Here is a 21,942-nt window from a genome sequence, read left to right as displayed (position 1 = left end):
CTTATTTCACATCAGGAAAGCCTATACTCCATGACAGATTCCATTAATGCCCTTACAATGACAGATGATCTATTCTTCAATTCTGCCTCCAGCCAACTGGATCGTGATCAAACTGAAAAATCGGTTCATAATACATTAAACGGCATGGATGATGGTGAGCTTTTTCTGGAATATTGTGAAAGTGAGATGATCTCCATTGACGATGGGACTATTCGCACAGCCACAACCGATATCACTTCTGGTTTTGGATTACGCTCTGTCTTAGATACAGAAACAGGCTTTGCACATTCTAATGAGCTAAACGATCAAGCACTTACTCGTGCGGGTGAGACCGTCAGCCAACTCAAAATGGGACGCAGTGGCACTATGTCCGATAATCCCATTGCAACCAATCAGCGTTTATATCATCCAGAAAACCCTCTACAACAAGGCAGCTTTTCCGCCAGAGCGCATTTGCTCCATGAAATTGATGCTTATGCTCGTGGCAAAGATAAGCGTGTTGTGCAGGTCAGTGCTTCGATTTCAGGAGAATGGCAGGCCATTCAAATCATTCGCGCCAATCATTTCAGAACGGCCGATATTCGTCCTTTAGTACGTCTTAATGTGTCTGTTATTACCGAAGAAGATGGACGCAGAGAGATTGGTTCTTATGGTTGTGGTGGTCGTTATGGATATGATGAGATCACCCAAGAATCGCTTTGGAAATCTGCTGTAGATGAGGCTTTACGTCAATCTTTAGTCAATCAACAAAGCAAACCAGCCCCTGCTGGAGAAATGGACGTCGTTTTAGGTTCTGGTTGGCCGGGTATTTTATTACATGAAGCCATTGGTCATGGACTAGAAGGCGATTTCAATCGTAAAGGCACTTCTGCTTTTGCTGGATTAATGGGACAACGGATTGCAGCCCCTGGTGTGACCGTCATTGATGATGGCACCATTGCTAATCGTCGTGGTAGCCTTAGCATCGATGATGAAGGAACCCCAACACAACGCACAATTTTGATTGAAGATGGTATCTTAACTGGTTTTATCTATGATCGGTTAAATGCGCGTTTAATGGGTAAACAATCAACAGGAAACGGACGTAGACAATCCTTTGCATATACGCCAATCCCTCGTATGACTAATACGTTTATGTTAGAAGGCAAAGACTCTCTCGAAGACATGATTTCCAATACTAAACGTGGGATCTATGCGGTTAATTTTGGTGGCGGACAAGTCGATATTACCTCTGGTAAATTTGTATTCTCCACTTCTGAAGCTTACCTCATTGAAAATGGTAAAATAACTTATCCTGTTAAGGGTGCAACCTTAATTGGAAATGGTTCTGACGCATTAACTAAAATCACCATGATTGGCGATAAGATGGAGCTTGATAGAGGAGTCGGCACTTGTGGAAAAGCAGGGCAAGGTGTGCCTGTCGGTGTGGGGCAACCTGCACTAAAAATGTCTGGATTGACCGTTGGTGGCACTGACCTTTGACATTGCCATAGTTATAATAATATTTTTGGTATTACGTGGAAACGGTAATATCTAAGTAAAAACAGAGTGATGAAAAAAATATAAATTCTTAACTTTTCATCGCTCTTAAAATATAGAGTTTTATTTCGTATATATTTCATCTTTCATTATTTGATATCCCTAAAATAATACTGTCAATCTCTACATATTATTGTACATTTTGTTCCAATATTTTACTTTCGTTATTTGGTAATTCTTGATGATCCAAAACGGCTTTTATAATTCCATCCATAACCATTTTCGCGGTAAAAGGACGATAATGAATAGGATCCCAAAAGCTTGTTCTTTGTTGCGTGAAATGGTTTGGAATTGCAAAATCGATAGCTATGCTGTTAGGTGCAGTTCGTATAACAGACTCAATATTTGCTTTGCATGACTTCCAACTGGTATCTGTCCACCCTCCTGCTTTACCATAAAATTCAGCAGAAAAAGGTGGAATGATAATCACTTTAACCGTTTCTTTAGGGAGTTTGTTAATCATACGCTGTAATCTAGGCAGTGCAGGTTGTATGGGGATCCGTCCATTCGGTGCGGAATTATCTTCTTGTGCCCATTCTGTAAAGGTTTTGTTGACTTTATTTGGGTCATACACAAAGGATGCTGGTAGCAAAGGCGTATAGCCATCAGAGCCATAACGTTGTTTTTTAAATCCTATTAACCATGCAAATTGGTTGGCTGCTTCTTGAAGTGCATATTGGTTCGCCATTTTGAAATACCCAACCCATGGTGAACCTTCATACATCCATAAGGGTATTGGTCTTGCCGAATGATGTGGATCTTCAAAACACCATATATTATCTGTATTAAAAATAATCACTTTTGGGTTCGGATGGTGTTTCAAGAAAAGATTAAATATTTTTTCTTGTTCCCATGGTGTTGAAGCATTCATTGATAAATTCACAAAATGTGCATCAAAAGGGGGGTTAAGAATTTGAGGTTGCAAAGGTCGGCTGGTTGAAGTACCAAAAATGGCTGAGTCGAATTGCTTATCAACCGCCAATGCAGGGAAACTATAACGTGCATTGGTGGATATTGGAATCCGATGAAATGGCGGTGATAAAGGTAACATTCCCCAAGGGTCCACAACAACAATAAATAACCAAATGAAGAAGATTGCTCCGCCCGTAATTCCAAGGAAAACGAAAGCGAATTTACGCCAAGCGTTAGAAGCGGAAGTAGATGAAGGCATCAGGAATGCGTCCCCCAATCAAAAGAATGAAAAAAGCAGCGGCAATGCCTCCAACAATAGCAATCCATTTTGAAGGGCGTAGATAGTTATTCACTAGATTTTGGCTGGCAGGGCAAAATAATACCAACAAAATGGCAAGATAGAAAACAACATTATGGCGGATTTTATAGGTTCCAAAACCATTCAAGCCAATCATCGATTGCCAAATATGGGTAGCCGTTGAGAAACTTTCGGCACGAAAGAGCACCCAGCTAAACAGTAAAAATGAGAGGGTGATGATCCAAGCAATGGGCTTGGGCAAGTGGAATGGTGCAATCTTCTTCCAACCATGATTTATCGTTAACCCAACGCCATGCATTCCTCCCCATGCGACAAAGCTCCATCCCGCACCATGCCATAACCCAGCCAGTAGCATCGTAGTGATTAAATTAGCACTTTGTCGTGCTGGACTGCATCGATTTCCACCCAAAGGAATATAAAGATAATCTTTAAGGAAACGGGATAATGTCATATGCCAACGCCGCCAAAATTCTTGCAGATTATGGGATTGGTAAGGGGCATTGAAATTATAAGGCAGTTGCAAACCAAATAATAATGCAGCTCCAATAGCCATATCCGAATAGCCAGAGAAATCAAAAAAGATTTGTAAACTATAAGCAATTGCAGCAACCCATGCTTCGGTGATATTTAAAAGATGTCCTTGAGCTGCTTGGTCGAATAAAGGATTACAGGTCATTGCAATACTCTCGGCAATCCCCGCCTTTTTAACCAAGCCAATCAGGATTAAGCACAAGCCTTTGCTAATATTTTCCCATAATTGTGGATTAACAGGGTTCTTTTCAAATTGTGGAATAATTTCATTATGACGAACAATAGGGCCAGAGATGAGTTGCGGAAAGAAAGTTACAAATTCAAAGAAATCGACAAGGCTATAGATATGTTTATCGCCACGTCTTAAATCGATTAAATAAGAGATTTTTTGAAAGGCAAAGAATGAAATCCCTAAAGGCATAATGATATTCCATGTGGTATGATGAATACCAAACAAATCATCTATGTTTTCAGCAAAGAAGTTGGCATATTTAAAGAATCCCAGCATGGAAAGGTTCAGAATGACCCCACTGGTTAGCCAAATTTTATTTAGACTCTTGCTATATTGGCAAGCAATTGCCCAGTTGATAAAGGTAAGCAAAACTAAAAAAGGCACAAAATGCCAGTTCCACACGCCGTAAAAAAATAAAGAGGCTGCGATAATAACCAGCTGTCTTGCAATTCTGACTTGAACAACGCTGTAAAAAGCAATGAGGACAAGAGGAAGGAAAAGAATTAAAAATTCTTGCGTGCTGAATAACATTGACTCATTTCATAGGAATAAGAAACTATATATATTTTTATTGCAATTTAATGTTGGTTTGGCTGATTAGTTGATCTTCATTTAAAAGATAAAGCGCATCAAGTAAAGCAATTTGCAAACTTCCCGGACCCTTGGTGTTTTGCATGGCAATATCTCCAGCAGTACCGATCAAAGCCATGGCATGTGCTGATGCAGCCAACGCATCGGTTTCAACGGCCAGACAAGCCGCAGTGATGGCAGTGGCGCTGCACCCTGATCCAGTTACTTTGGTCATCATGATATGGCTGTTATGAATTTCTATGACTTGATGACCATCGGTGATGTAATCCGTTTTTCCACTGATTGAAACGATGGCGTGACAAGATAGAGCTAATTTTTTTGCAGCTTCTAATGCTTGTTCAGGTTGGTCTTTACTATCAACGCCATGACCGCTATGATGAGACGCTTGTTGTGTATATAATGCATACAAAGCAAGGATTTCTGATGCATTGCCTCGAATAGTTGTTGGATGATTGGCTAATAATTCAACAGCAACTCTTGAACGATAGGTGCATGCGCCGACACCGACGGGATCTAAAACCCATGGGATATGATGGTCGTGTGCGGTTCGAGAGGCCAGTTGCATGGCTTTGGCTTGCGGAGCATTGATAGTTCCAAGGTTAATGACCAAAGCTTTGGCTATTTGTACGAATTCTTCGACCTCTTCTTCGGCATTTACCATTGCAGGGGAAGCACCCAAGGCTAATAGTATATTGGCTGTAAATTGGGTAACAACCATATTGGTAATATTATGGATCAATGGGTTTTGTCGGCGGATTTTACGTAAAGTTTGTGAAACTTCGAGGGCTGTGAACATGGATAAAATCTTTTTTAATATTGGAAATTATAGTTTTTCCGATGATTGTCATTTTGTAAAGAAAAGTCTTTGACATAACTAAATTTAAGTAAACGTAGGAGTTTATAATGGAACTTGGTTTAAAGAATAAAAAAATAGTGATTAGCGGTGGCTCCAAAGGAATTGGTTTTGCCATTGCACAACAATTTATTGCTGAGGGTGCTGAAGTATATATTTGTGCGCGCCAAGAAAAAGGTGTAAATGAAGCGGTTGCTGCTTTGGGTAACAGAGCAAGAGGTGCTGTTGTTGACATGTCAGAGCCAAAGCAAATTGAAAGTTGGATCCATCAAGCTCATAAAGAAATGGGCGGAATAGACATCGTAGTTTCAAATGTCAGCGCGCTTGCTTCTGGCACCGATTTGGACACGTGGAAAAAAGCAGCAGATATCGATCTATTTGGAAATATTGCGCTGATGAATGCGGTGGTACCATATTTAACCGAACAAAAAAATGGAAATATTGTCATTATTTCAACCGTTTCAGCGGTCGAGATTGATGGATTTTCAGAACCATATGGTTCTTTGAAAGCAGCATTAAATCATTATGGAAAAACATTAGCTTTACGGTTGGCAGGCGATAATGTGCGTGTGAATATGGTTTCCCCTGGTAATGTTTATTTCAAAGGTGGGATTTGGAATAAAATAGAAACTGAAACACCAGATTTCTTTCAAGAATGCCTGAAGAAAAATCCGATGGGCAAAATGGTGACTGCAGAAGCGGTTGCTGAATCTGTTCTTTTCTTAGCAAGTGAACGTGCAGAATTTATTACAGGAACAAATTTAGTAATTGACGGTGGGCTAACGAACAAGGTTTTTTAATCGTGTAGGAATCGTTAACATATTCACTTAGTCCAAAATATGATGATATTAGTGTACGGAGTGCATTAATATCATCATATGTTGAGAATGGAGAAATAGCGTGTATATTATTATTTTATCAGAGTTATTTTTATAGGATATGGTTTTTATATGCAAACTGCTTCCCAAGTCAGTAAGATTATTTCCTTTTTAAAAACAAATCCAGATCAGCGTTTTACGGCTAGGGAAATAGCAGAAGCTTTAATTAAGGAATATCCTGAGTTCTATGCCCAAAAGCGCCTTAATAGCACTCAAGAGTTTGCCACTGATGCTGCTTTTGTCAATCAAATCGTAGCCGAAATCGGATCTCGTGCGACGACGACGATTAAAAGCTATTCTGCAATAGAAATTCAAGATCAACCTAGACCAAGGAAATTTTGGTTTTCCTCTGTGAAAACAGATCTTACTTTGACGTCTGAGGGGCAAGATATTGCAGATCAAGAAATATCCGAAACTATTGAAACGCAATCAAAGGCCGAAATTATTTCTGAAAAAGAAATGTATCCTCTACTACAACATTATTTGAGTGATATTGGATTGATTTCAAAAAGGCTAGTTGAAACAAGATCAAAGAAAAAAGTGAAAAATGCAAATAAGTGGTTACATCCAGATATTGTTGCGATGCAAGCCATCCCTGAGCGTTGGCATCACGTTGTTCAAACCTGTGTTCAAGCAGGAGGTGGCGATATGATTCATCTTTGGGCATTTGAAGTGAAAAAAAGAATAACTATGTCAACCATTAGAGAAGATTTTTTCCAAACAGTCAGCAACTTTAGTTGGGCAAATTATGGGTATTTAGTTTGTGCAACAATTGAAGGTGAAGAGACGGAGGAGGAGTTAAGGATGCTATGTGCATTGCATGGAATAGGTGTCATAAATCTAGTTACAGAAAATCCCTCTGAAAGTAATATTATTATCCCTGCAAAATTTAGGGAAACACCAGATTGGCGTTCAATCAACCGCCTGGTTAAAGAAAATCCAGATATGGAAGAGTTCATTAAACGCGTGGCAAATTATTACAAAAGTGGTTTGTTAATTAAATAGTATTTTATACGTTTTTTCTAATGTAAGTGTAGGATAGGGATATTCAAATATCTCAATAGATCAACGGTTTTGCTGCCAAATATCATATTATACAAAGAGTTATTTTCGAACGCGCCCATAAATAAAATATCAATACACTGTTCTTGAACTGTTCGGATGACAGTATCTTCGATATTGCCTCCTCCTAAAATAAAAGAAGAAATGACTTTATACCCAGCGTGTTCCAAGGTTTTGTGCGCCCAATCTAATTCTTCTTGACGTTCATCTGTTCTGTCGCCTGACATGATTAGGTATAATGGAATAGACAAACAGTATTTCTCTTGTGCCAAATGCTTTACAAGGCGCTTCGAAATTTCGCTGCCACTGAAGGCTAACATACTATTCTTAGGGGTTTTGAACTCTTCGGCAATGGTTAAAATAGGCGTATGAAGCGTGCGCATAACTTGTTGAATGCTCTTGCCAATCACTTCTTGGTGTTTTTCAGTTTGTTCACCACGTCTACCCATAACGAGTAAGTCAATCTTAGACTCATATTGAATGATTTTTTCGATAAAATAACCGTACTCTTCGTGAATTCCCAGTAAAGATGGCTCGACACCTTTTTCCAAAGCACGATCATAATACATGTTCAAAAGTTGTCTGCGAGGTGTTTTTTGCGTTATATCATTTTTCATATTTGGAGATGGACAGTCGCCAATATGAAGCAATTCTAATGGTTTGTTTAGGGTGTTTGCGAACCAGGCTGCATAATCTGTGACATAAGCAGAATAGGTGGATTGATCAATACAAGCAACGATTTTAGTGTTTTCCATAAAGATATTCCTACCTTGTGATTATAGAATTTATTGTTACCCATAATGTATAGAATAATCAAATATATTCATTGTGTATTTTGTAAAATTACTTGGATGTTGCTAAATTGGCTATGGTTACTGATTTATCCAAAAAAAAGAGCTATTCAGTTATTGAATAGCTCTTGTTAAATTAAGTCATTTTGTAATCAACACCGGGTTGTTTTAAGCGAATAAAGTAAGTCAATATGGCAGCAAAGTAATATAAAAGTCCATAAATGATAAAGACTCCATAGTTTCCGAAACCGATAAAGTAGATAACAGAAACTAAAGCATTTCCAAGAAATTGGCTGAGCCCACCACCTAGATTTTGAATAGAGACGGCAGCCCCTTTTCTTTCGGGGGCTAACATTGGAAAAATAGCACCCATTGGTACAAAAGAAGTAATTGTTAAGGCAAAGAAGAGCATTACTGCAATGCTGGCGTAAACATTACCTGGGAATAGGGTTGGCACATAATATAATAAGATAGTCGCTGTTCCGCAGCCAATAAAGCCAACCCAACGCATTTGTTTTAACCATCCAATACGATCCCCAATAATTCCCCATAAGACATTGGTAAAAGGTTGAATAGGATAAATAAATATACTGATTAATTGCCATTGATGTAATGTAAATTGTCCCCCATCATTGGCAGTCATGAAATTCGGGAGAACAACGGTGAGCACCCCGAAAAGAGAGAAATTACAAATGGCTCTAATAACCAATGCAATGGCTAAATCACGGCTACGAAATACGAGTGTTAAATCACTGCAAATTTCGCTGACTCTGGCACCAAAAGATAATTGTGATTTATGTTCTTTCTCGCTTTTGCTTTCAGGTGGGGTTTTTAAAAGAAAGATTGTAATTGCAGCACCAGCAGTCGCCCAGATGAGTGCTTGCCACAGGGTAAATTCTGCTCCCATTTTTTCTACAAAGAAATAAGGCACACAATATCCGATAATCCCATACCCGATGGTAAACATAGACCAAATCCAGCCTACTGCTGAGGCTAGTTGATTATCAGGCGTTTCTTTAACGACCCAATAAAAGAATCCATAAAAGAATAAAGGATAGGCAAATCCTCTTAATCCATAAAAAGCGAAAATAGCGTAGTAATTATGTGGAACAATCCCAAATTGCATAAAAGCAGCATGCAAAACAATCCACATGATGACACCAATAATCATAATCCTCTTGGCACCAAAGGTTTCAGCGAAAACCCCTGATAACCAACTGGAAAGTGCAGCAGTTAACCCATAAATGGAAAAAATTAAGCTACCTTTATCTTCGGCGATGCCTAAATCATGATGAATATAATGGGCCAAGAAACTTTGTTCAAAGCCGTCTCCAGCCATAAATAGGGCAACTGCAATATATCCCCAAAACAGGGAAACAGGCATACCAATCACCATACGGGATTTTGTTTGGGAATTGCTCATTTGTAATGTCCACAAAAAGAGAAATAATCAGTAAAGGGGAAAAAGCCCGTCATAATCATTGTCATGACGGGCTTAGATATTCACAGAAGTAAAATAATTTACTCAACCAATTGAATTTGTAATTTTACATCATCAGGTTTCGCAGATGCTGCACGTTCAAATGCTTCAATTGCTTTTTCAAATGGATAAACACCTGAAATCAATGGTTTTAGGTTGACTTTTCCTGATGCGATTAAGCTGACTGCACGATCATATACATTGGCATAACGGAATACAGTTTCCATACGCACTTCTTTACTTTGTGCTGTTACCAAGTCAAATGGAACTTTATCAACAGGCATTCCAACAAATACAATGGTTCCACCAGGTCTGACACATGCAAGTAATGGATCATAAGAAGAAGGATGTCCAGAAGCTTCTAATGCCACATCGACGCCCCAGTCTTTGCCACATTCAGCTCTGACTTTGTCAACCAAGGATTCCTTGGTAATATTAACAGGGATCAACCCTTCATATTGGCCTGCGATTGCTAGTTTTGGAGCCGCAACATCAGAAATAAAGACTTTACTTGCACCAGAAGCCAATGCAGCCAATGCGGTTAAAATACCAATTGGACCACACCCAGCAACTAAACACACATCTCCTGGTTTAATTTGTGCTTTGACACAAGCATGTACACCAGTTGCAAAAGGTTCGACAAAAGCACCTTCGGCAAAAGAAACATTATCAGGTAATTTAAATGTATAGGCAGCAGGATGAACAACCGTTTCGGTCAGGCATCCATGAATAGGAGGGGTCGCCCAAAAGCGCACATCAGGATCAACGTTATAAATCCCCAACTGTGTAGCTTTAGAATGCAGGTTTGGAATACCAGGTTCCATACAAACGCGATCGCCAACATTAAGATTAGTAACGTTTTTGCCGACTTCGATCACAGTACCAGAGGCTTCGTGCCCCAGGACCATTGGTTCATTTACAACAAAAGGCCCAATTTTTCCATGTGTATAATAATGGACATCACTGCCACAAACACCAACGTTATGGATTTTGATTTTAACATCATTTGCGCCGACATGACTGGGTAAATCGATGTCACGAATGCTCAGCTTACCTTTGCTTTCTAAAACAAGAGCTTTTGCCATAAAAACCTCCTAAAAGACGAGAAAAAACAGTAATATGGGAAATAGCATCAACCTCATTTATTGAACAATCACAAAGATGTGATTTTGGTCAATATGGAACTAGATAGCTGAGTAAATTTTATTGTGACTCTGTTTTATGTGGTGCTTTGTCCATCGTATATATACGTTTTGTTATTCCCAAGTCATGAGTAAATTAATTAGGAATTCTGTATCGTCTAGCATAGGTTTTATTAGAATGATGGTTGTACTTATGGCAAAAATTTTGAACCAGTTTGTAAGCTTTAAAATACGCATTTTTGCCCCCTTATGAGTTAATAAAGTTCAACACCCTAATAAATAAATTATTCTTTGTTTTAGATATGTATATTATGTCATCTTTCTGAAAAACTTTAATATTTGTTCATATTAATGATAGCATACTGGAAAATAAGAGCAATTTATTGTTTTACATTTTTTGGTCAAAATTATGTGATAAAATTGAATAAAGGGGTTAGTAATGAGTAATAAAAATGAAGATTTAGTATGTTATAAAACTCTTTCTGTTTGGACGGCACAAACGATACCAGAAGGATTTAAAAGTCGTCATAATACTAAGTCTGGAACATGGGCAAAGTTAGTAATCTTGTCTGGCTCTTTAATAATGGAGTTTATGTCAGATGAGGATGAAGTCATCGATCGACTTGAATATTCCAAAGAGAATCAGCCTCCCTTAATACAACCCAAACAATATCATCGAATTGTATCTTGTAGTGAGGATGTTCGTTGCCAACTATCTTTTTATGCCAAAGAACCCTGTTGAGAATTAAAAAAAACCACTCTTTAATAAGTTTTAAGAGTGGCTTTGGATAGTGTTATGAATTTGACCTTTAAGAAGAAATGGCTTTCTTTTCATAATAAGAGATGCGTTCTACCTTAGGGGTTGAACCACCGCCAGAAAATTCAGAATCTAGCCAAGCTTTAACGACGGTTTTTGCTAATTCTGGACCAATAACTCTTTCGCCCAAAGTGATAATTTGCGCATCGTTGCTTTTTCTGGCACGTTCAGCAGAAAATGTATCATGACATTGTGCTGCACGAATTCCAGGAATTTTATTAGCAGTAATAGCCATGCCAATACCAGTCCCGCAAACTAAAATTCCGCGTTCGTGTTTTCCTTCTTTGATTGCTTGGCCAACAGACCACGCAATATCAGGATAATAATTAGACTCACGATTGGCGTCTGTGCTGTAATCAACGACTTTGATGCCGATAGATTCTAACCATTCCACAAGTGTATTTTTTAAATTAACCGCTGCATCATCACAGCCAATAGCAATAGGTAACATTACTTTTTCCTAGGGTTAAAGTTTTCGTTAATATTTGCTTTCTGTAAATATCACAAAGAGTTCAATGATAACATACAGAAAATATATTATTTCCAATAATAAACACTCTAATATCAAAGAGAATTTGTCTGATTAACCTTTGTTGTTCTAACGATCTTAAAAGTCAAATCACAAGTATTTTATTTGTATTAATTTTTAAATTAATAAATGATGTCAGACTAGAATTAAACCTAAAAAGTTCAAGAAAGAGTCACACGATGACAGAGATTAAAACTGGCCCAGTTGCTAAATTAGATAATATTCCTAAGACGATGCGTGCTATTGTGGCATATGCTCCTGGTGATTATCGTTTTGAAGAAGTGCCTGTTCCTGAAATTGGTCCAAACGAAATTTTAGTCAAGGTCGAGGCATGCGGTATTTGTGCTGGAGATATTAAATCTTTCGAAGGTGCCCCAAGCTTTTGGGGGGATGAAAAACAACCTGCTTATATCAAGGCCCCAATGATTCCAGGGCACGAGTTCATTGGTCACGTCGTTGCTTATGGCGAGGGGATTAACGATTTTAAATTAAATGATCGTATTACCTCTGAACAAATCGTTCCTTGTTGGGATTGCCGCTTTTGTAATCGTGGTGAATATTGGATGTGTGAAAAACACGATCTATATGGTTTCCAAAAGAACGTTAATGGTGCAATGGCGGAATATATCAAACTTCCAAAAGAAGGAATCAACCATCGCGTTCCTGATGATTTGCCAATGGAAAAAGCTGTATTGATCGAACCATATGCATGTTCAATGCATGCTGTGCAACGTGCAAGCGTTAAATTGGGTGACGTTGTTGTGCTTTCTGGTGCTGGTACTCTTGGCCTAGGGATGATTGGTGCGATTAAAAAGTCTGGTCCAGATAAATTAGTTGTTCTCGATTTAAACGAAGACCGTCTTGCTATGGCAAAGAAATTCGGTGCCGATATCGTGATGAATCCTGCCAAAGAAGACGTCGTTCAAAAAATCAAAGATATGACCGAAGGTTATGGTTGTGATATTTATATTGAAGCAACAGGTGCGGGTAAATCTGTTGAACAAGGATTAGCGATGATCCGCAAATTGGGTCGTTTTGTTGAATTTTCAGTATTCAAAGATCCTGTGGCAGTTGATTGGAGCATTATCAGCGATCGTAAAGAGTTGGATGTATTAGGGTCTCATCTTGGTCCATATTGTTATCCAATGACCATTAAGGGTATTCAAAATGGAGATTTCCCAACAGAGGGCGTTGTAACACACGTATTCGCATTAGAAGAATATCAAGAAGCCTTTGGACTAATGAAAAAAGGCGTTGGTTCTTTGAAAATCGTTTTGGATCCAAATAGAAGATAGCCATTTCGGTTGATGCAAAGCCTAGCTGACTAATGGCTAGGCTTTTGTTTATAAGGGAAGAGTGTATGGGCAATATAATTAATAGAATTTTCGTTTCACCAAAATTAATGTTGGGTTATTTTGGGGTAATGATATTTATGGCCGGTGAAGGGTTGGAACTCAACTGGTTACCTGACTATTTACAGCATAACGGTATGACCGAGGCTCAAACGGGTCTTATTTATACCATATATGGACTGATGGTGGCTATTTCATCATGGTTTTCTGGCGTTTTGGCTGAAATCTTTGGTGTCAGGCGTGTGATGTTCATCGGGCTCGTTTTATTTTATATTGGTTCATTCTTCTTTCTGACCTTTGGTATCCCTACGAATAGCTTATATTGGATTATTCCGACTTATGCTATTCGTGGATTGGCATATCCATTATTTGCTTATGGCTTTTTAGTTTGGGTTGCGTATGAAGCACCTGCAGAACGTTTGGGATCTGCTGTTGGTATTTTTTGGTTTATGTATTCAGGTGGGGTTGCTGTCATAGGCACCAAATATTCTGATATTATGCTGAATTATTTCCACATGCAGCATTTGCATTTATTGTGGACGGCGTTAATTTTTGTAACATTGGGCGCGATTATTGCTTTGGCTTTGAGTGGTGGTGATACTGCTAGTAACAATAATCAAAAATCAGAAAAAGCATCTTTTGCTTATTTGCTTAACGGGTTAACAATTCTCACCAAAAAGCCAAAGGTTGCAATGGGCGGTATCGTTCGTATGATTAATACCAGTGCTGCTTATGGGTTCCCTGTTTTTATTCCTGCGCTCTTAATTGCTCAAAGTTATGACAAAAGTGTTTGGTTGTCTGTCGTTTTCTGGTTATGGATGACCAATGTTGCATTTAATTTATTATGGGGCATTATTGCGGATAAATTAGGTTGGCGTAATGTGGTGATGTGGTTTGGTTGTGTTGGCTGTGCAATTACAACATTCTTGTTCTATTATGCTATTATATCTCATGCTTCTGTTTTAACGATTACTGTTATTGCTAGTGTTTATGGCTGTTTCCTTGCTGCGTTTGTTCCATTATCTGCAATCATGCCAATGTTGGCTCCAAATGAAAAAGGTGCAGCGATGTCCATTCTTAATTTTGGTGCAGGGATGAGCTATTTCTTTGGATATTTTATTGTAACATTATTTATTGCTTCTATTGGCAGTGCGGGCGTTATTTATATTTATACAGTCTTATATATAGTAGCCGCTATATTGATGATTTTTGTAAATGTAAGACAGCCCTCTGGCGACAGTGTTGAGCATGAGTTAAGCGTTGCAGTTAAAGAAGCCCTTTAAACAAATTAACAATCAGATCACAAAGGATATCATCATGTCTCAAAAAGAAATGTTCGATTTATCTGGAAAAGTTGCTATCATTACAGGTGGTGGTGCAGGGATTGGTAATGAAATTGCCAAGGCTTATCTAGAAAAAGGTGTTAAAGTTGCACTACTAGATCGTGCAGAAAATATTGCAGAAATCGCCAAAGAATTGAATGCAGAAAATGTAATTGGATTACAACTTGATGTAACCAAAAAAGATCAAATTGATCAGACCATCAAAGCAGTCGTCGATCATTATGGTCGTATTGATATTTTAGTGAATTGCGCAGGTGTTGCAATATTAGATGCTGCTGAGGATGTCAGTGAAGAAGGTTGGGATGCAACGATTGCGATTAATCTCAAAGGAACATTCTTTGTTTCTCAAGCTGTCGGTAAAGTGATGCTAAAACAAAAGCAAGGTTCTATCATTAACTTTGCTTCTCAAGCAGGTGTTGTCGCACTTCCAAACCATCTTTCATATTGTGCCAGCAAAGCGGGTGTTATTGGTTTAACCAAAGTATTGGCTTTGGAATGGGGACCATCCAATATCAATGTGAATTCGATTTCTCCGACTGTTGTCTTAACGGCAATGGGTAAAACGGTGTGGGCTGGTGCTGTGGGAGATGAGTTCAAAGCAAAAATTCCATCACGCCGTTTTGCTGAACCAGATCAAATTGCTGCTGCTGCCGTGTATTTGGCAAGCAGTGAAGCGTCTATTATTAATGGTGCAAATTTAGTTATTGATGGTGGTTTTACAATTCAGTAAGATCACATACATGTTACTTAAATAGAAGTGAATAAATTATGAAATTGAACAGAATAATTAACGACCCTAATCTTGTTGTAGAAGATGCGATTGAAGGATATGTTGCTGCTCATCCAGAGTTTTTTTCCAAAACAAATCACGAAAGAGTATTGAAATATCCTTCTATTCCACAACAAGGAAAAGTTGGGATTGTCACTGGTGGTGGTTCTGGTCATGAGCCTGCTTTCTTGGGCTATGTTGGTAAAAACATGGTGGATGCTGTTGCTATTGGTGAAATCTTTTCTTCACCAACCGCGGGTGCTTTTCTTGATGCGATGAAAGCTGCTGATGGTGGCGCTGGCGTTGCGTGCTTATACGGAAATTATGCTGGCGACAATATGAATGTCAAAATGGCAGTGAAAAAAGCTGCTGCTGCTGGTATTACTGTAAAAACAGTGGTTGCTAATGATGATGTTGCTTCTGCACCAATCACAGAAAAAGAAAAACGTCGTGGCGTTGCTGGCGAAATTTTGATGTGGAAAGTAGGTGGTGCAGCTGCAGCGGCCGGTTACGACCTTGATGGCGTGATTGCAGCTGCTCAAAAAGCAATTGATAATTGTCGTTCTATTGGGGTTGGATTAAGCTCTTGTATTATTCCAGCTGTTGGTCATCCTAATTTCAACATTGATAATGGAATGATGGAAGTTGGTATCGGTCATCATGGTGAGCCTGGTATCAATGTTGTTCCATTACAACCTGCTAAAGAAATGGCAGCAACTATGTTAGAACCAATTTTAACAGAGGGTATTTTTGAAGCCGGTTCTGAAGTTGTTGTCTTGGTTTCCGGTTTGGGTGCGACCCCTACGATGGAGCTGTATATTTATTATGCTGAAGTTGATCGTATTTTAAAAGAAAAAGGCGTTAAGGTTCATCGTAGCTACGTGGGCAACTATTTCACTTCGCTTGAAATGATGGGTGTTACCCTTTCTATGATGAAATTAGATGACGAGTTGAAGAAACTTGTTGATGCTCCTGTTCATTCTCTTGGTATGGTTCAAGGTTAATAAAATGTCTGAAGTTGTTGTTATTAAAAATGGTGTTGATGTCGTTAATGATTTGATCAATGTGATCGTTAGCAATCGGGATTACTTAAGTGAAATCGATGGTGCGATCGGCGACGGGGATCATGGCATTAACATGGCTAAAGGGTTTAATATTTGTAAAACCCGTATTGATGGTAAGGAATTAACTTTATCAGAAGCCTTGGCTGAACTTAGTGATTCTTTGATGGAAGGCATTGGTGGTTCTATGGGGCCATTATATGGCTGTATCTTCACCGGTTGGTCAGACAGTATTCAAGGTAAAACTGAACTCACCAAAGAAGATGTTCAAGCCATGTTGGTGAATGGGATGAGTGAACTTCAAGATATCAGCCCAGCTCAAAAGGGTGATAAATGTTTAGTCGATACATTATTTCCTGCGGTTGAAACTTTTCAACAAGCAGTGAAAGACGGTAAAACTTTTAAAGAAGCATTGAATATTATGAAAGATGCTGCTGCAAAAGGTCGTGATTCAACCAAAGATTTAGTGGCTAAAATTGGCCGTGCAAGCCGTTTGGGTGAACGTTCAAAAGGCGTTTTGGATGCTGGTGCGACATCATGTTGTTTATTGGTAACTCAACTCGCTGACAGTCTAGAAGCAAGAATTAAATAATTCTCCTTGATTATTCTTGTTAAATGTTAAAAGAACTGTGTCTTCTTTTAAGAGGTCACGGTTTTTTTATATGTTTATAAGAGATGATTATCATGCAATGTATTGATGTAGTGATTGATCGTGATAGTGTTTGTATGGCAGATGATATTGTAGATCATCGAAGAAACTATTCATGTAGCGTTAAAATGACTATGCATGAACTGTTAACGATATTATCACAACAATATGATCTTCCAAGGATTAGTGATGGTAAAGCATGCTGGGTTGTTGCTACAAATCGTCCTTTAATTTGTGCTGTTGTAGCGCAAGAGGAAAATTATAGACCTCGTTATATAATTTCATCTATAACGCCAATCTTACAAATGTTTTTAGAAGGTCAAGATTCTATTTTGCATTTCAATTATCTTACACAAGATAAACCTTCAGCAATTTTTAAGAAAATTCAACAAGGCTATTATAAAGAGATGCGATGGAATAATTTGCATTGGGATAGTCGGTAATATTCATCAGCAAAAGCATTCACTATAAATATCTCTTAAGCTTTTGGCATATTGATCTCTCTATTTATTCATTGAAAAGATATAGAGAGATCAAAAAGATTTAAAAATTAATTGTCGATCTTAATCCAAATATAGCTTCATTTTGAATGCGTTTATGGTACCCTTCTTCTAAATTTAATCCCCCACCAGGATTAAATATATATTGAAAATCTGGTTTGATTTCCCACCATGGGGTTGCTTGGATTTGCCATGCTAATTCTATGTGGTGTTCTGTTCTTCTGATGCGCCATGAGGGATCATTATTGAAATAGCGATAATCACGATCATATTGTCTGGCTCGATCTCCAAAGCGACCAAATCCCCAAGCAAAACCAATAGAGTCATCTTCCCTATTAAACATACCTTTATAGACAATCCCAGCATCGCCACCAAGATTAACAGGGCTACGGTCTCCTGGTGAAGTTTGAATACGACCAAATAGACCTATAGAATGGTTTCTATTTTTATTACGCCACACCATTTGGTCGATGATTCCATAGAGAGACCAATTATGACGATGTTTCCACATAGTTTGGGCATTGTCAGGATCAGCAAGCGGTAGTTTTTGCGCATTATATCGTTGATCGGGAAAACCAGCGCTGTCAAAATAAGCGCCAATCCTGTAAGTTCCTGGATATCCTGTCGATGATAATTTGTCCTTATCATCAGGAGCAGGGTTTAAATGATATTGCAGCTCATTGATAATAAACACACCCGTTGTAAAATTAAAATGCGTTCCAGAAAGATGTTTTGCTTGTGGATCACATGTAAATGCCCCTGATGGATTACAAAAAGGAACATTATTTGGATTGTCATTGGTAATTGCAAATAAATTTGTCCAATTTTCATTGGGCTGAAAAGCAAATCGAATACCAGGAGCAGCCAGAGGATAGTCTACTCCACCGCTATAGGTATCAACAGAGCTGACCATCGACCAACCAAAGGAAGCATTCATAAACATAGTGGCATAATCGCTGATATTAAATTCTTGATCCAAGCTCAATTTACCGATACGTACTGTAAATTTGTCATCCCAAAATCCTTGTTGGTACCATAGTTCCCATAGCCTTGTGGAACGATTGGCTTCAATACCACTGATATTATTAAGGTTGCTAAGATTCTCTGCTGTGAATTGCCGACCTCTGATTTGCATACCACTGATATTAAACAGTCCATGTTTTATTTCCAAAATTTTCTCAGGATCCCAGTTCAAAGTCAACGTGGTCATGCCTTCATATGCAGCACCTTGCTTGTTGCCGCCATAAGGGTTTCCCCATACTTCGTTAATGTCAACTGCGGTAAAGGTAATGCCATAATTTGCTAACCAAGGGCGAACGCCCCACATATCTTTTAATAACATATCCTTGTCTTCAGGATGTTGCCCTGTGTCTTGATCCAGAACTTTCGCAGGAGGAGGTGTCTTTTTTGTGGGGTTTGCGCTGCTGCTATTAGGTGATGGTGACGCATCGTGAGTTGTTAATGCAGAGGGCTGAGCAGCATGAGATTGATTGCTGCAAAATATAATGATTAGAGGAAGATAATAAGAATATGATGCTAATTTCTTACCATATACAATAAAAGTACATAAAGAAGGATTTAAGATTTTAGTCATGGGATTGAATCTTATATTAATTGAGATTAGCTTATTTCAACTATTATAATCCTTTTTTGTCAATTTATATGTAAAGATAATAACCAGTAAATAAATACTGTGATATTTATGTACAATACTTTCTGATATATATTATAATATTATGTAATTTATATATATCTATTGCAAATATTAATAAAATTAGAAGGTATATCTGATTTTATATTGCTACTTAATAACAAATTTTACAGCTTTTTATTTCATATATAAAATAGTAAACAAAGTAATACATCAATAATTACTTAATAGATGTATTACTTAAACTATTAATTCAATAACATTATTATATCTTGCTGCTAAAGTTCATTATCACAAATAGTATGCATTTCCCGAATAAGCATCTTGCATTCTTCTTCATTTCCCACGGTAACCCTTAGCCAATCTTTTATTCTAGGGGTATTGAAATATCGGATTAATATATTCTTTTCTCTTAGTTTAGCTGCGAGTTTATCTCCAGCAATGTTAGAATGGGAAATAAAGAGAAAGTTTGATTTTGAATCTAATACTCTAAATCCTAATTTTTGTAGAGCTTTGGTTAAATAGTCTCTGTTTTCAATGATACGATTAGCATTATCAATAGACCATTGAATATCTTGTACGGCGGTTGTTGCTGCAATTTGAGCAAGTCTATCCAAAGGATAAGAGTTAAAGCTATCTTTAACCCGCCCTATCCCTTCGATTAGTTCGGAATTGCCTACAGCATAGCCAACTCTTAGTCCAGCTAGCCCATAGAATTTTGAAAAGGTTCTTACAACTAATAAATTTGGAAATTGATTAATTAATGAAACAACTGATTCCCCTCCAAAATCGATATAGGCTTCATCAACAATAACGACTTGCTGTGGGTGTTCGATAAGATATTTTTTTATTAATTGTGGGTTCAGCAATAATCCTGTTGGTGCATTGGGATTGGTAATGACAATTCCAGCACAATCTTCTTTTTCATACTCTTGAAGATTAATTTCAAAATTATCCGTTAGAGGAATTGTTTTATAGTGGATGCCGAATAAATTGCAATAAACGGGGTAAAAGCTATAGGTGATATCGGGAAATAAAATAGGTTTATCATGTTTTAATAATGCAAAAAATGCAAACCCTAGCACTTCATCAGAACCATTGCCGACAAAAATATTATTAATATCAACAGAGTGTAATTTGGCGAGCTCAGCACAAAGCTGTTGTGATGTTGGATCTGGATATAACTTTAAGTGGTCATCAACTGCATCTTTTAGTGCTTGTAACACTTTGGGTGAAACACCATAAGCATTTTCGTTTGTGTTGAGTTTAATAAGATTGGTTACTTTTGGTTGTTCCCCAGGCGTATAGGGAACAATATCATTCACAAAGGGGCTCCAATATGGATTATTCATCATCAATTCCTGAAATAATAGTTTTAGATAATATTTTTAGCTTTTAATAAGGTAACTAACTCTTCATCCCCTTGGCGTTCAGCCAGTTGAATAGGGGTGACCCCTTCACCGTCAGTATGATGTGGATTAGCCCCTGATTCTATTAAAAATTTAGCCATGTCATTTCGACCAAATAAAATTGCAAACATTAATGCTGTGCGTTTAAGGTTATTTTCAGCATCAACATTCGCACCTGCTTTAATTAATAATTGTGCGATAGGAATATATCCCTTAAAAGCAACTCCAGTCAAAGCGGTGGCACCTTTGTTATCAACTATGTTAGGATCAGCACCTTTTTCTAATAATAATTTAACCGCTTCAAGTTGGTTATGATAACAAGCCAAAATCAGTGCAGTATGCCCTTCGTGATTTTGGTGGTTAATATCCATGCCAGCCCTGATAAATTCAGCAAGTAATTCCGTTTCCCCTTGACGTGCTGTGTCAAAATATAACGCTTCGATTTTTTCGGGAGTAAAAATAGGTTCTTGAGGGGAATTGGACATCATCATTTGCCTTGTTTGTTCATGCTAAAATATAGGTGTTGTTTTTATTTTATCGTTATTGAATAAAAAGAAAAGTAATCCTTTTTAATTTTTGTTAAAAACAGCATGAAAGCCTAAAAAATGTCTATATCGATGAACTAGATCAATTTGTCAGATGAATTAAAATATTATCATTCTTTATCCTGTTAGAAAGAAATCCTAATAACATGTTAATATCTACATATCTGCCTTATAAATTCACTAAAAAAGTAGTTTTATTTTCCCTTTGTACGACTGGGATATCGATAGGTGCATTTTATTTATATATGTGCCTGTTTCCATCGTTAGATGATCAACTATTTAAGGCTGTTAAAAAGAAATGTGAATATTACTCCTGTAAAGTTCATTTACATGAAATTACATCTTTTAAATGGGATAAAGCTTATTTTTTTCCTAATACCCGTAGTTATAGTAATCAAGATATTAAAAAAATTACGGGTATTTCATTTGATTTGCAAAAATATAAAACTGTTGATGGTCAAGAATATAAAACATTAGCTATGTTTATTTATGATGGTAAACTTGTTAAATATAATTTCTTTGAAGCACCTTTTTTCACAGAAAATGATCATTTAGAAGATACTAAAAGCCAATATTTTACTATATTGTTTTCTATAGATACAAGTGTATACCCATTTCGAAATGGAGATGGTTTTGAGGAATTGATAGAATTCAAGAAAAATTTTGAAATAGCTTATTATGAAATAACTCCTATTAATGATTTATTATATATAACTTTTTTAAACCGTAAAAAATATTCTAATGATACCATAAGAGAAGTCTTGGTAATTTATTCAAATTTAAATCAAGTTCACTTACATAATCCTTAAAATAATAGGTATTATTTTAAAATTTTACTTCATAATTTGATGGGGACATCGTTCATATTTGTTAATGTAACAGCCCATCGAAATGACAGAGAAAGTAGGTTGTTAGAGATTAACAGTTCACTTTACTTTAATGCATGTTAATTGATTACAATGATTTTTATGAAGTTGCTGAAGATCA

Annotated in this window: 21 protein-coding genes; 11 read left to right on the top strand and 10 right to left on the bottom strand. The window is 37.4% G+C overall.

Features of this window, described 5'->3' with window-relative positions; translation table 11 throughout:
* Positions 1–30: 30 nt before the first annotated feature.
* Positions 31–1,482, top strand: coding sequence for a metalloprotease TldD (tldD, locus tag PQG54_RS05075; protein WP_271789860.1), 1,452 nt, complete (start codon positions 31–33; stop codon positions 1,480–1,482).
* A 187-nt stretch (positions 1,483–1,669) separates the two neighbouring features.
* On the opposite strand, the gene PQG54_RS05070 is transcribed toward tldD, so the two are convergent.
* The 3 genes from PQG54_RS05070 to thiM are packed head-to-tail and all read right to left on the bottom strand — an operon-like array spanning position 1,670 to position 4,920.
* Positions 1,670–2,710 (bottom strand): hypothetical protein, encoded by a 1,041-nt coding sequence (locus PQG54_RS05070; RefSeq protein WP_271789861.1) that lies wholly within the window; start codon positions 2,708–2,710, stop codon positions 1,670–1,672.
* Positions 2,685–4,064 (bottom strand): MBOAT family O-acyltransferase, encoded by a 1,380-nt coding sequence (locus tag PQG54_RS05065; RefSeq protein ID WP_271789862.1) that lies wholly within the window; start codon positions 4,062–4,064, stop codon positions 2,685–2,687. Before PQG54_RS05065 ends, PQG54_RS05070 begins: the two co-directional genes overlap by 26 nt.
* Before the next feature lie 37 nt (positions 4,065–4,101).
* Positions 4,102–4,920: a hydroxyethylthiazole kinase gene (gene thiM, locus PQG54_RS05060; RefSeq protein ID WP_271789863.1), complete on the bottom strand. Its 819-nt coding sequence runs from the start codon at positions 4,918–4,920 to the stop codon at positions 4,102–4,104.
* A 107-nt stretch (positions 4,921–5,027) separates the two neighbouring features.
* Between thiM and PQG54_RS05055 the strand changes: the two genes are divergently transcribed.
* Both PQG54_RS05055 and PQG54_RS05050 read left to right on the top strand, forming a co-directional pair.
* Positions 5,028–5,777: an SDR family NAD(P)-dependent oxidoreductase gene (locus PQG54_RS05055; RefSeq protein ID WP_271789864.1), complete on the top strand. Its 750-nt coding sequence runs from the start codon at positions 5,028–5,030 to the stop codon at positions 5,775–5,777.
* Positions 5,778–5,927: 150 nt separating this feature from the next.
* Entirely contained in the window at positions 5,928–6,860 is a 933-nt protein-coding gene (locus tag PQG54_RS05050; protein ID WP_271789865.1) for an HrgA protein, read from the top strand.
* Between the two features lie 17 nt (positions 6,861–6,877).
* Here the strand turns inward: PQG54_RS05050 and PQG54_RS05045 are convergent, their stop codons facing one another.
* From PQG54_RS05045 to PQG54_RS05035, 3 genes are all read right to left on the bottom strand, one after another.
* Complete coding sequence (locus tag PQG54_RS05045; protein WP_271789866.1) at positions 6,878–7,672, bottom strand: universal stress protein; 795 nt, start codon at positions 7,670–7,672, stop codon at positions 6,878–6,880.
* A gap of 172 nt (positions 7,673–7,844) precedes the next feature.
* Positions 7,845–9,131, bottom strand: a complete 1,287-nt coding sequence (locus PQG54_RS05040; RefSeq protein WP_271789867.1) for an MFS transporter — start codon at positions 9,129–9,131, stop codon at positions 7,845–7,847.
* A 98-nt stretch (positions 9,132–9,229) separates the two neighbouring features.
* On the bottom strand, positions 9,230–10,273 hold the full coding sequence (locus PQG54_RS05035) for an NAD(P)-dependent alcohol dehydrogenase (protein WP_271789868.1): 1,044 nt from the start codon (positions 10,271–10,273) through the stop codon (positions 9,230–9,232).
* A gap of 496 nt (positions 10,274–10,769) precedes the next feature.
* On the opposite strand from PQG54_RS05035, the gene PQG54_RS05030 reads away from it, so the two are divergent.
* Positions 10,770–11,072: a DUF1971 domain-containing protein gene (locus PQG54_RS05030; protein WP_271789869.1), complete on the top strand. Its 303-nt coding sequence runs from the start codon at positions 10,770–10,772 to the stop codon at positions 11,070–11,072.
* 67 nt (positions 11,073–11,139) lie between these two features.
* Here the strand turns inward: PQG54_RS05030 and rpiB are convergent, their stop codons facing one another.
* Positions 11,140–11,598: a ribose 5-phosphate isomerase B gene (rpiB, locus tag PQG54_RS05025; RefSeq protein ID WP_271789870.1), complete on the bottom strand. Its 459-nt coding sequence runs from the start codon at positions 11,596–11,598 to the stop codon at positions 11,140–11,142.
* Between the two features lie 257 nt (positions 11,599–11,855).
* On the opposite strand from rpiB, the gene PQG54_RS05020 reads away from it, so the two are divergent.
* The 6 genes from PQG54_RS05020 to PQG54_RS04995 all read left to right on the top strand — a co-directional run bounded on the left by PQG54_RS05020 (position 11,856) and on the right by PQG54_RS04995 (position 17,293).
* Positions 11,856–12,971 (top strand): MDR/zinc-dependent alcohol dehydrogenase-like family protein, encoded by a 1,116-nt coding sequence (locus tag PQG54_RS05020; RefSeq protein ID WP_271789871.1) that lies wholly within the window; start codon positions 11,856–11,858, stop codon positions 12,969–12,971.
* Positions 12,972–13,036: 65 nt separating this feature from the next.
* A complete protein-coding gene (locus tag PQG54_RS05015) occupies positions 13,037–14,311 on the top strand; it encodes an MFS transporter (RefSeq protein ID WP_271789872.1) in 1,275 nt (424 codons plus the stop codon).
* Positions 14,312–14,345: 34 nt separating this feature from the next.
* Positions 14,346–15,101: a GolD/DthD family dehydrogenase gene (locus PQG54_RS05010; protein ID WP_271789873.1), complete on the top strand. Its 756-nt coding sequence runs from the start codon at positions 14,346–14,348 to the stop codon at positions 15,099–15,101.
* A 38-nt stretch (positions 15,102–15,139) separates the two neighbouring features.
* On the top strand, positions 15,140–16,144 hold the full coding sequence (locus tag PQG54_RS05005; protein WP_271789874.1) for a dihydroxyacetone kinase subunit DhaK: 1,005 nt from the start codon (positions 15,140–15,142) through the stop codon (positions 16,142–16,144).
* Between the two features lie 4 nt (positions 16,145–16,148).
* On the top strand, positions 16,149–16,793 hold the full coding sequence (dhaL, locus tag PQG54_RS05000) for a dihydroxyacetone kinase subunit DhaL (protein ID WP_271789875.1): 645 nt from the start codon (positions 16,149–16,151) through the stop codon (positions 16,791–16,793).
* Between the two features lie 92 nt (positions 16,794–16,885).
* Positions 16,886–17,293 carry a hypothetical protein gene (locus PQG54_RS04995; protein ID WP_271789876.1) on the top strand — a complete coding sequence of 136 codons (408 nt, stop codon included), beginning with the start codon at positions 16,886–16,888 and terminating at the stop codon, positions 17,291–17,293.
* 100 nt (positions 17,294–17,393) lie between these two features.
* Here PQG54_RS04995 and PQG54_RS04990 read toward each other — a convergent pair whose 3' ends face one another.
* The 3 genes from PQG54_RS04990 to PQG54_RS04980 form a co-directional block, all read right to left on the bottom strand.
* Entirely contained in the window at positions 17,394–18,944 is a 1,551-nt protein-coding gene (locus PQG54_RS04990) for a carbohydrate porin (RefSeq protein WP_271789877.1), read from the bottom strand.
* A gap of 335 nt (positions 18,945–19,279) precedes the next feature.
* Complete coding sequence (hisC, locus tag PQG54_RS04985) at positions 19,280–20,353, bottom strand: histidinol-phosphate transaminase (RefSeq protein ID WP_271789928.1); 1,074 nt, start codon at positions 20,351–20,353, stop codon at positions 19,280–19,282.
* Positions 20,354–20,376: 23 nt separating this feature from the next.
* Positions 20,377–20,901 carry an ankyrin repeat domain-containing protein gene (locus tag PQG54_RS04980; RefSeq protein ID WP_306421360.1) on the bottom strand — a complete coding sequence of 175 codons (525 nt, stop codon included), beginning with the start codon at positions 20,899–20,901 and terminating at the stop codon, positions 20,377–20,379.
* Between the two features lie 200 nt (positions 20,902–21,101).
* Between PQG54_RS04980 and PQG54_RS04975 the strand changes: the two genes are divergently transcribed.
* Entirely contained in the window at positions 21,102–21,764 is a 663-nt protein-coding gene (locus PQG54_RS04975; protein WP_271789878.1) for a hypothetical protein, read from the top strand.
* The last annotated feature ends 178 nt before the right edge of the window (positions 21,765–21,942 follow it).

It is taken from the genome of Commensalibacter communis (genome assembly GCF_947179015.1).
GTDB lineage: Bacteria > Pseudomonadota > Alphaproteobacteria > Acetobacterales > Acetobacteraceae > Commensalibacter > Commensalibacter communis.
The sequence above is the reverse complement of the archived record's forward strand: the minus strand, read 5'-3'. Positions and strand labels throughout refer to the sequence as shown.

Bases quoted from the DNA above. Each gene is read 5' to 3' on its own strand.
- tldD (WP_271789860.1), top strand. From the start codon at position 31: ATGACAGATTCCATTAATGCCCTTACAATGACAGATGATCTATTCTTC.
- PQG54_RS05070 (WP_271789861.1), bottom strand. From the start codon at position 2,710: ATGCCTTCATCTACTTCCGCTTCTAACGCTTGGCGTAAATTCGCTTTC.
- PQG54_RS05065 (WP_271789862.1), bottom strand. From the start codon at position 4,064: ATGTTATTCAGCACGCAAGAATTTTTAATTCTTTTCCTTCCTCTTGTC.
- thiM (WP_271789863.1), bottom strand. From the start codon at position 4,920: ATGTTCACAGCCCTCGAAGTTTCACAAACTTTACGTAAAATCCGCCGA.
- PQG54_RS05055 (WP_271789864.1), top strand. From the start codon at position 5,028: ATGGAACTTGGTTTAAAGAATAAAAAAATAGTGATTAGCGGTGGCTCC.
- PQG54_RS05050 (WP_271789865.1), top strand. From the start codon at position 5,928: ATGCAAACTGCTTCCCAAGTCAGTAAGATTATTTCCTTTTTAAAAACA.
- PQG54_RS05045 (WP_271789866.1), bottom strand. From the start codon at position 7,672: ATGGAAAACACTAAAATCGTTGCTTGTATTGATCAATCCACCTATTCT.
- PQG54_RS05040 (WP_271789867.1), bottom strand. From the start codon at position 9,131: ATGAGCAATTCCCAAACAAAATCCCGTATGGTGATTGGTATGCCTGTT.
- PQG54_RS05035 (WP_271789868.1), bottom strand. From the start codon at position 10,273: ATGGCAAAAGCTCTTGTTTTAGAAAGCAAAGGTAAGCTGAGCATTCGT.
- PQG54_RS05030 (WP_271789869.1), top strand. From the start codon at position 10,770: ATGAGTAATAAAAATGAAGATTTAGTATGTTATAAAACTCTTTCTGTT.
- rpiB (WP_271789870.1), bottom strand. From the start codon at position 11,598: ATGTTACCTATTGCTATTGGCTGTGATGATGCAGCGGTTAATTTAAAA.
- PQG54_RS05020 (WP_271789871.1), top strand. From the start codon at position 11,856: ATGACAGAGATTAAAACTGGCCCAGTTGCTAAATTAGATAATATTCCT.
- PQG54_RS05015 (WP_271789872.1), top strand. From the start codon at position 13,037: ATGGGCAATATAATTAATAGAATTTTCGTTTCACCAAAATTAATGTTG.
- PQG54_RS05010 (WP_271789873.1), top strand. From the start codon at position 14,346: ATGTCTCAAAAAGAAATGTTCGATTTATCTGGAAAAGTTGCTATCATT.
- PQG54_RS05005 (WP_271789874.1), top strand. From the start codon at position 15,140: ATGAAATTGAACAGAATAATTAACGACCCTAATCTTGTTGTAGAAGAT.
- dhaL (WP_271789875.1), top strand. From the start codon at position 16,149: ATGTCTGAAGTTGTTGTTATTAAAAATGGTGTTGATGTCGTTAATGAT.
- PQG54_RS04995 (WP_271789876.1), top strand. From the start codon at position 16,886: ATGCAATGTATTGATGTAGTGATTGATCGTGATAGTGTTTGTATGGCA.
- PQG54_RS04990 (WP_271789877.1), bottom strand. From the start codon at position 18,944: ATGACTAAAATCTTAAATCCTTCTTTATGTACTTTTATTGTATATGGT.
- hisC (WP_271789928.1), bottom strand. From the start codon at position 20,353: ATGAATAATCCATATTGGAGCCCCTTTGTGAATGATATTGTTCCCTAT.
- PQG54_RS04980 (WP_306421360.1), bottom strand. From the start codon at position 20,901: ATGATGATGTCCAATTCCCCTCAAGAACCTATTTTTACTCCCGAAAAA.
- PQG54_RS04975 (WP_271789878.1), top strand. From the start codon at position 21,102: ATGTTAATATCTACATATCTGCCTTATAAATTCACTAAAAAAGTAGTT.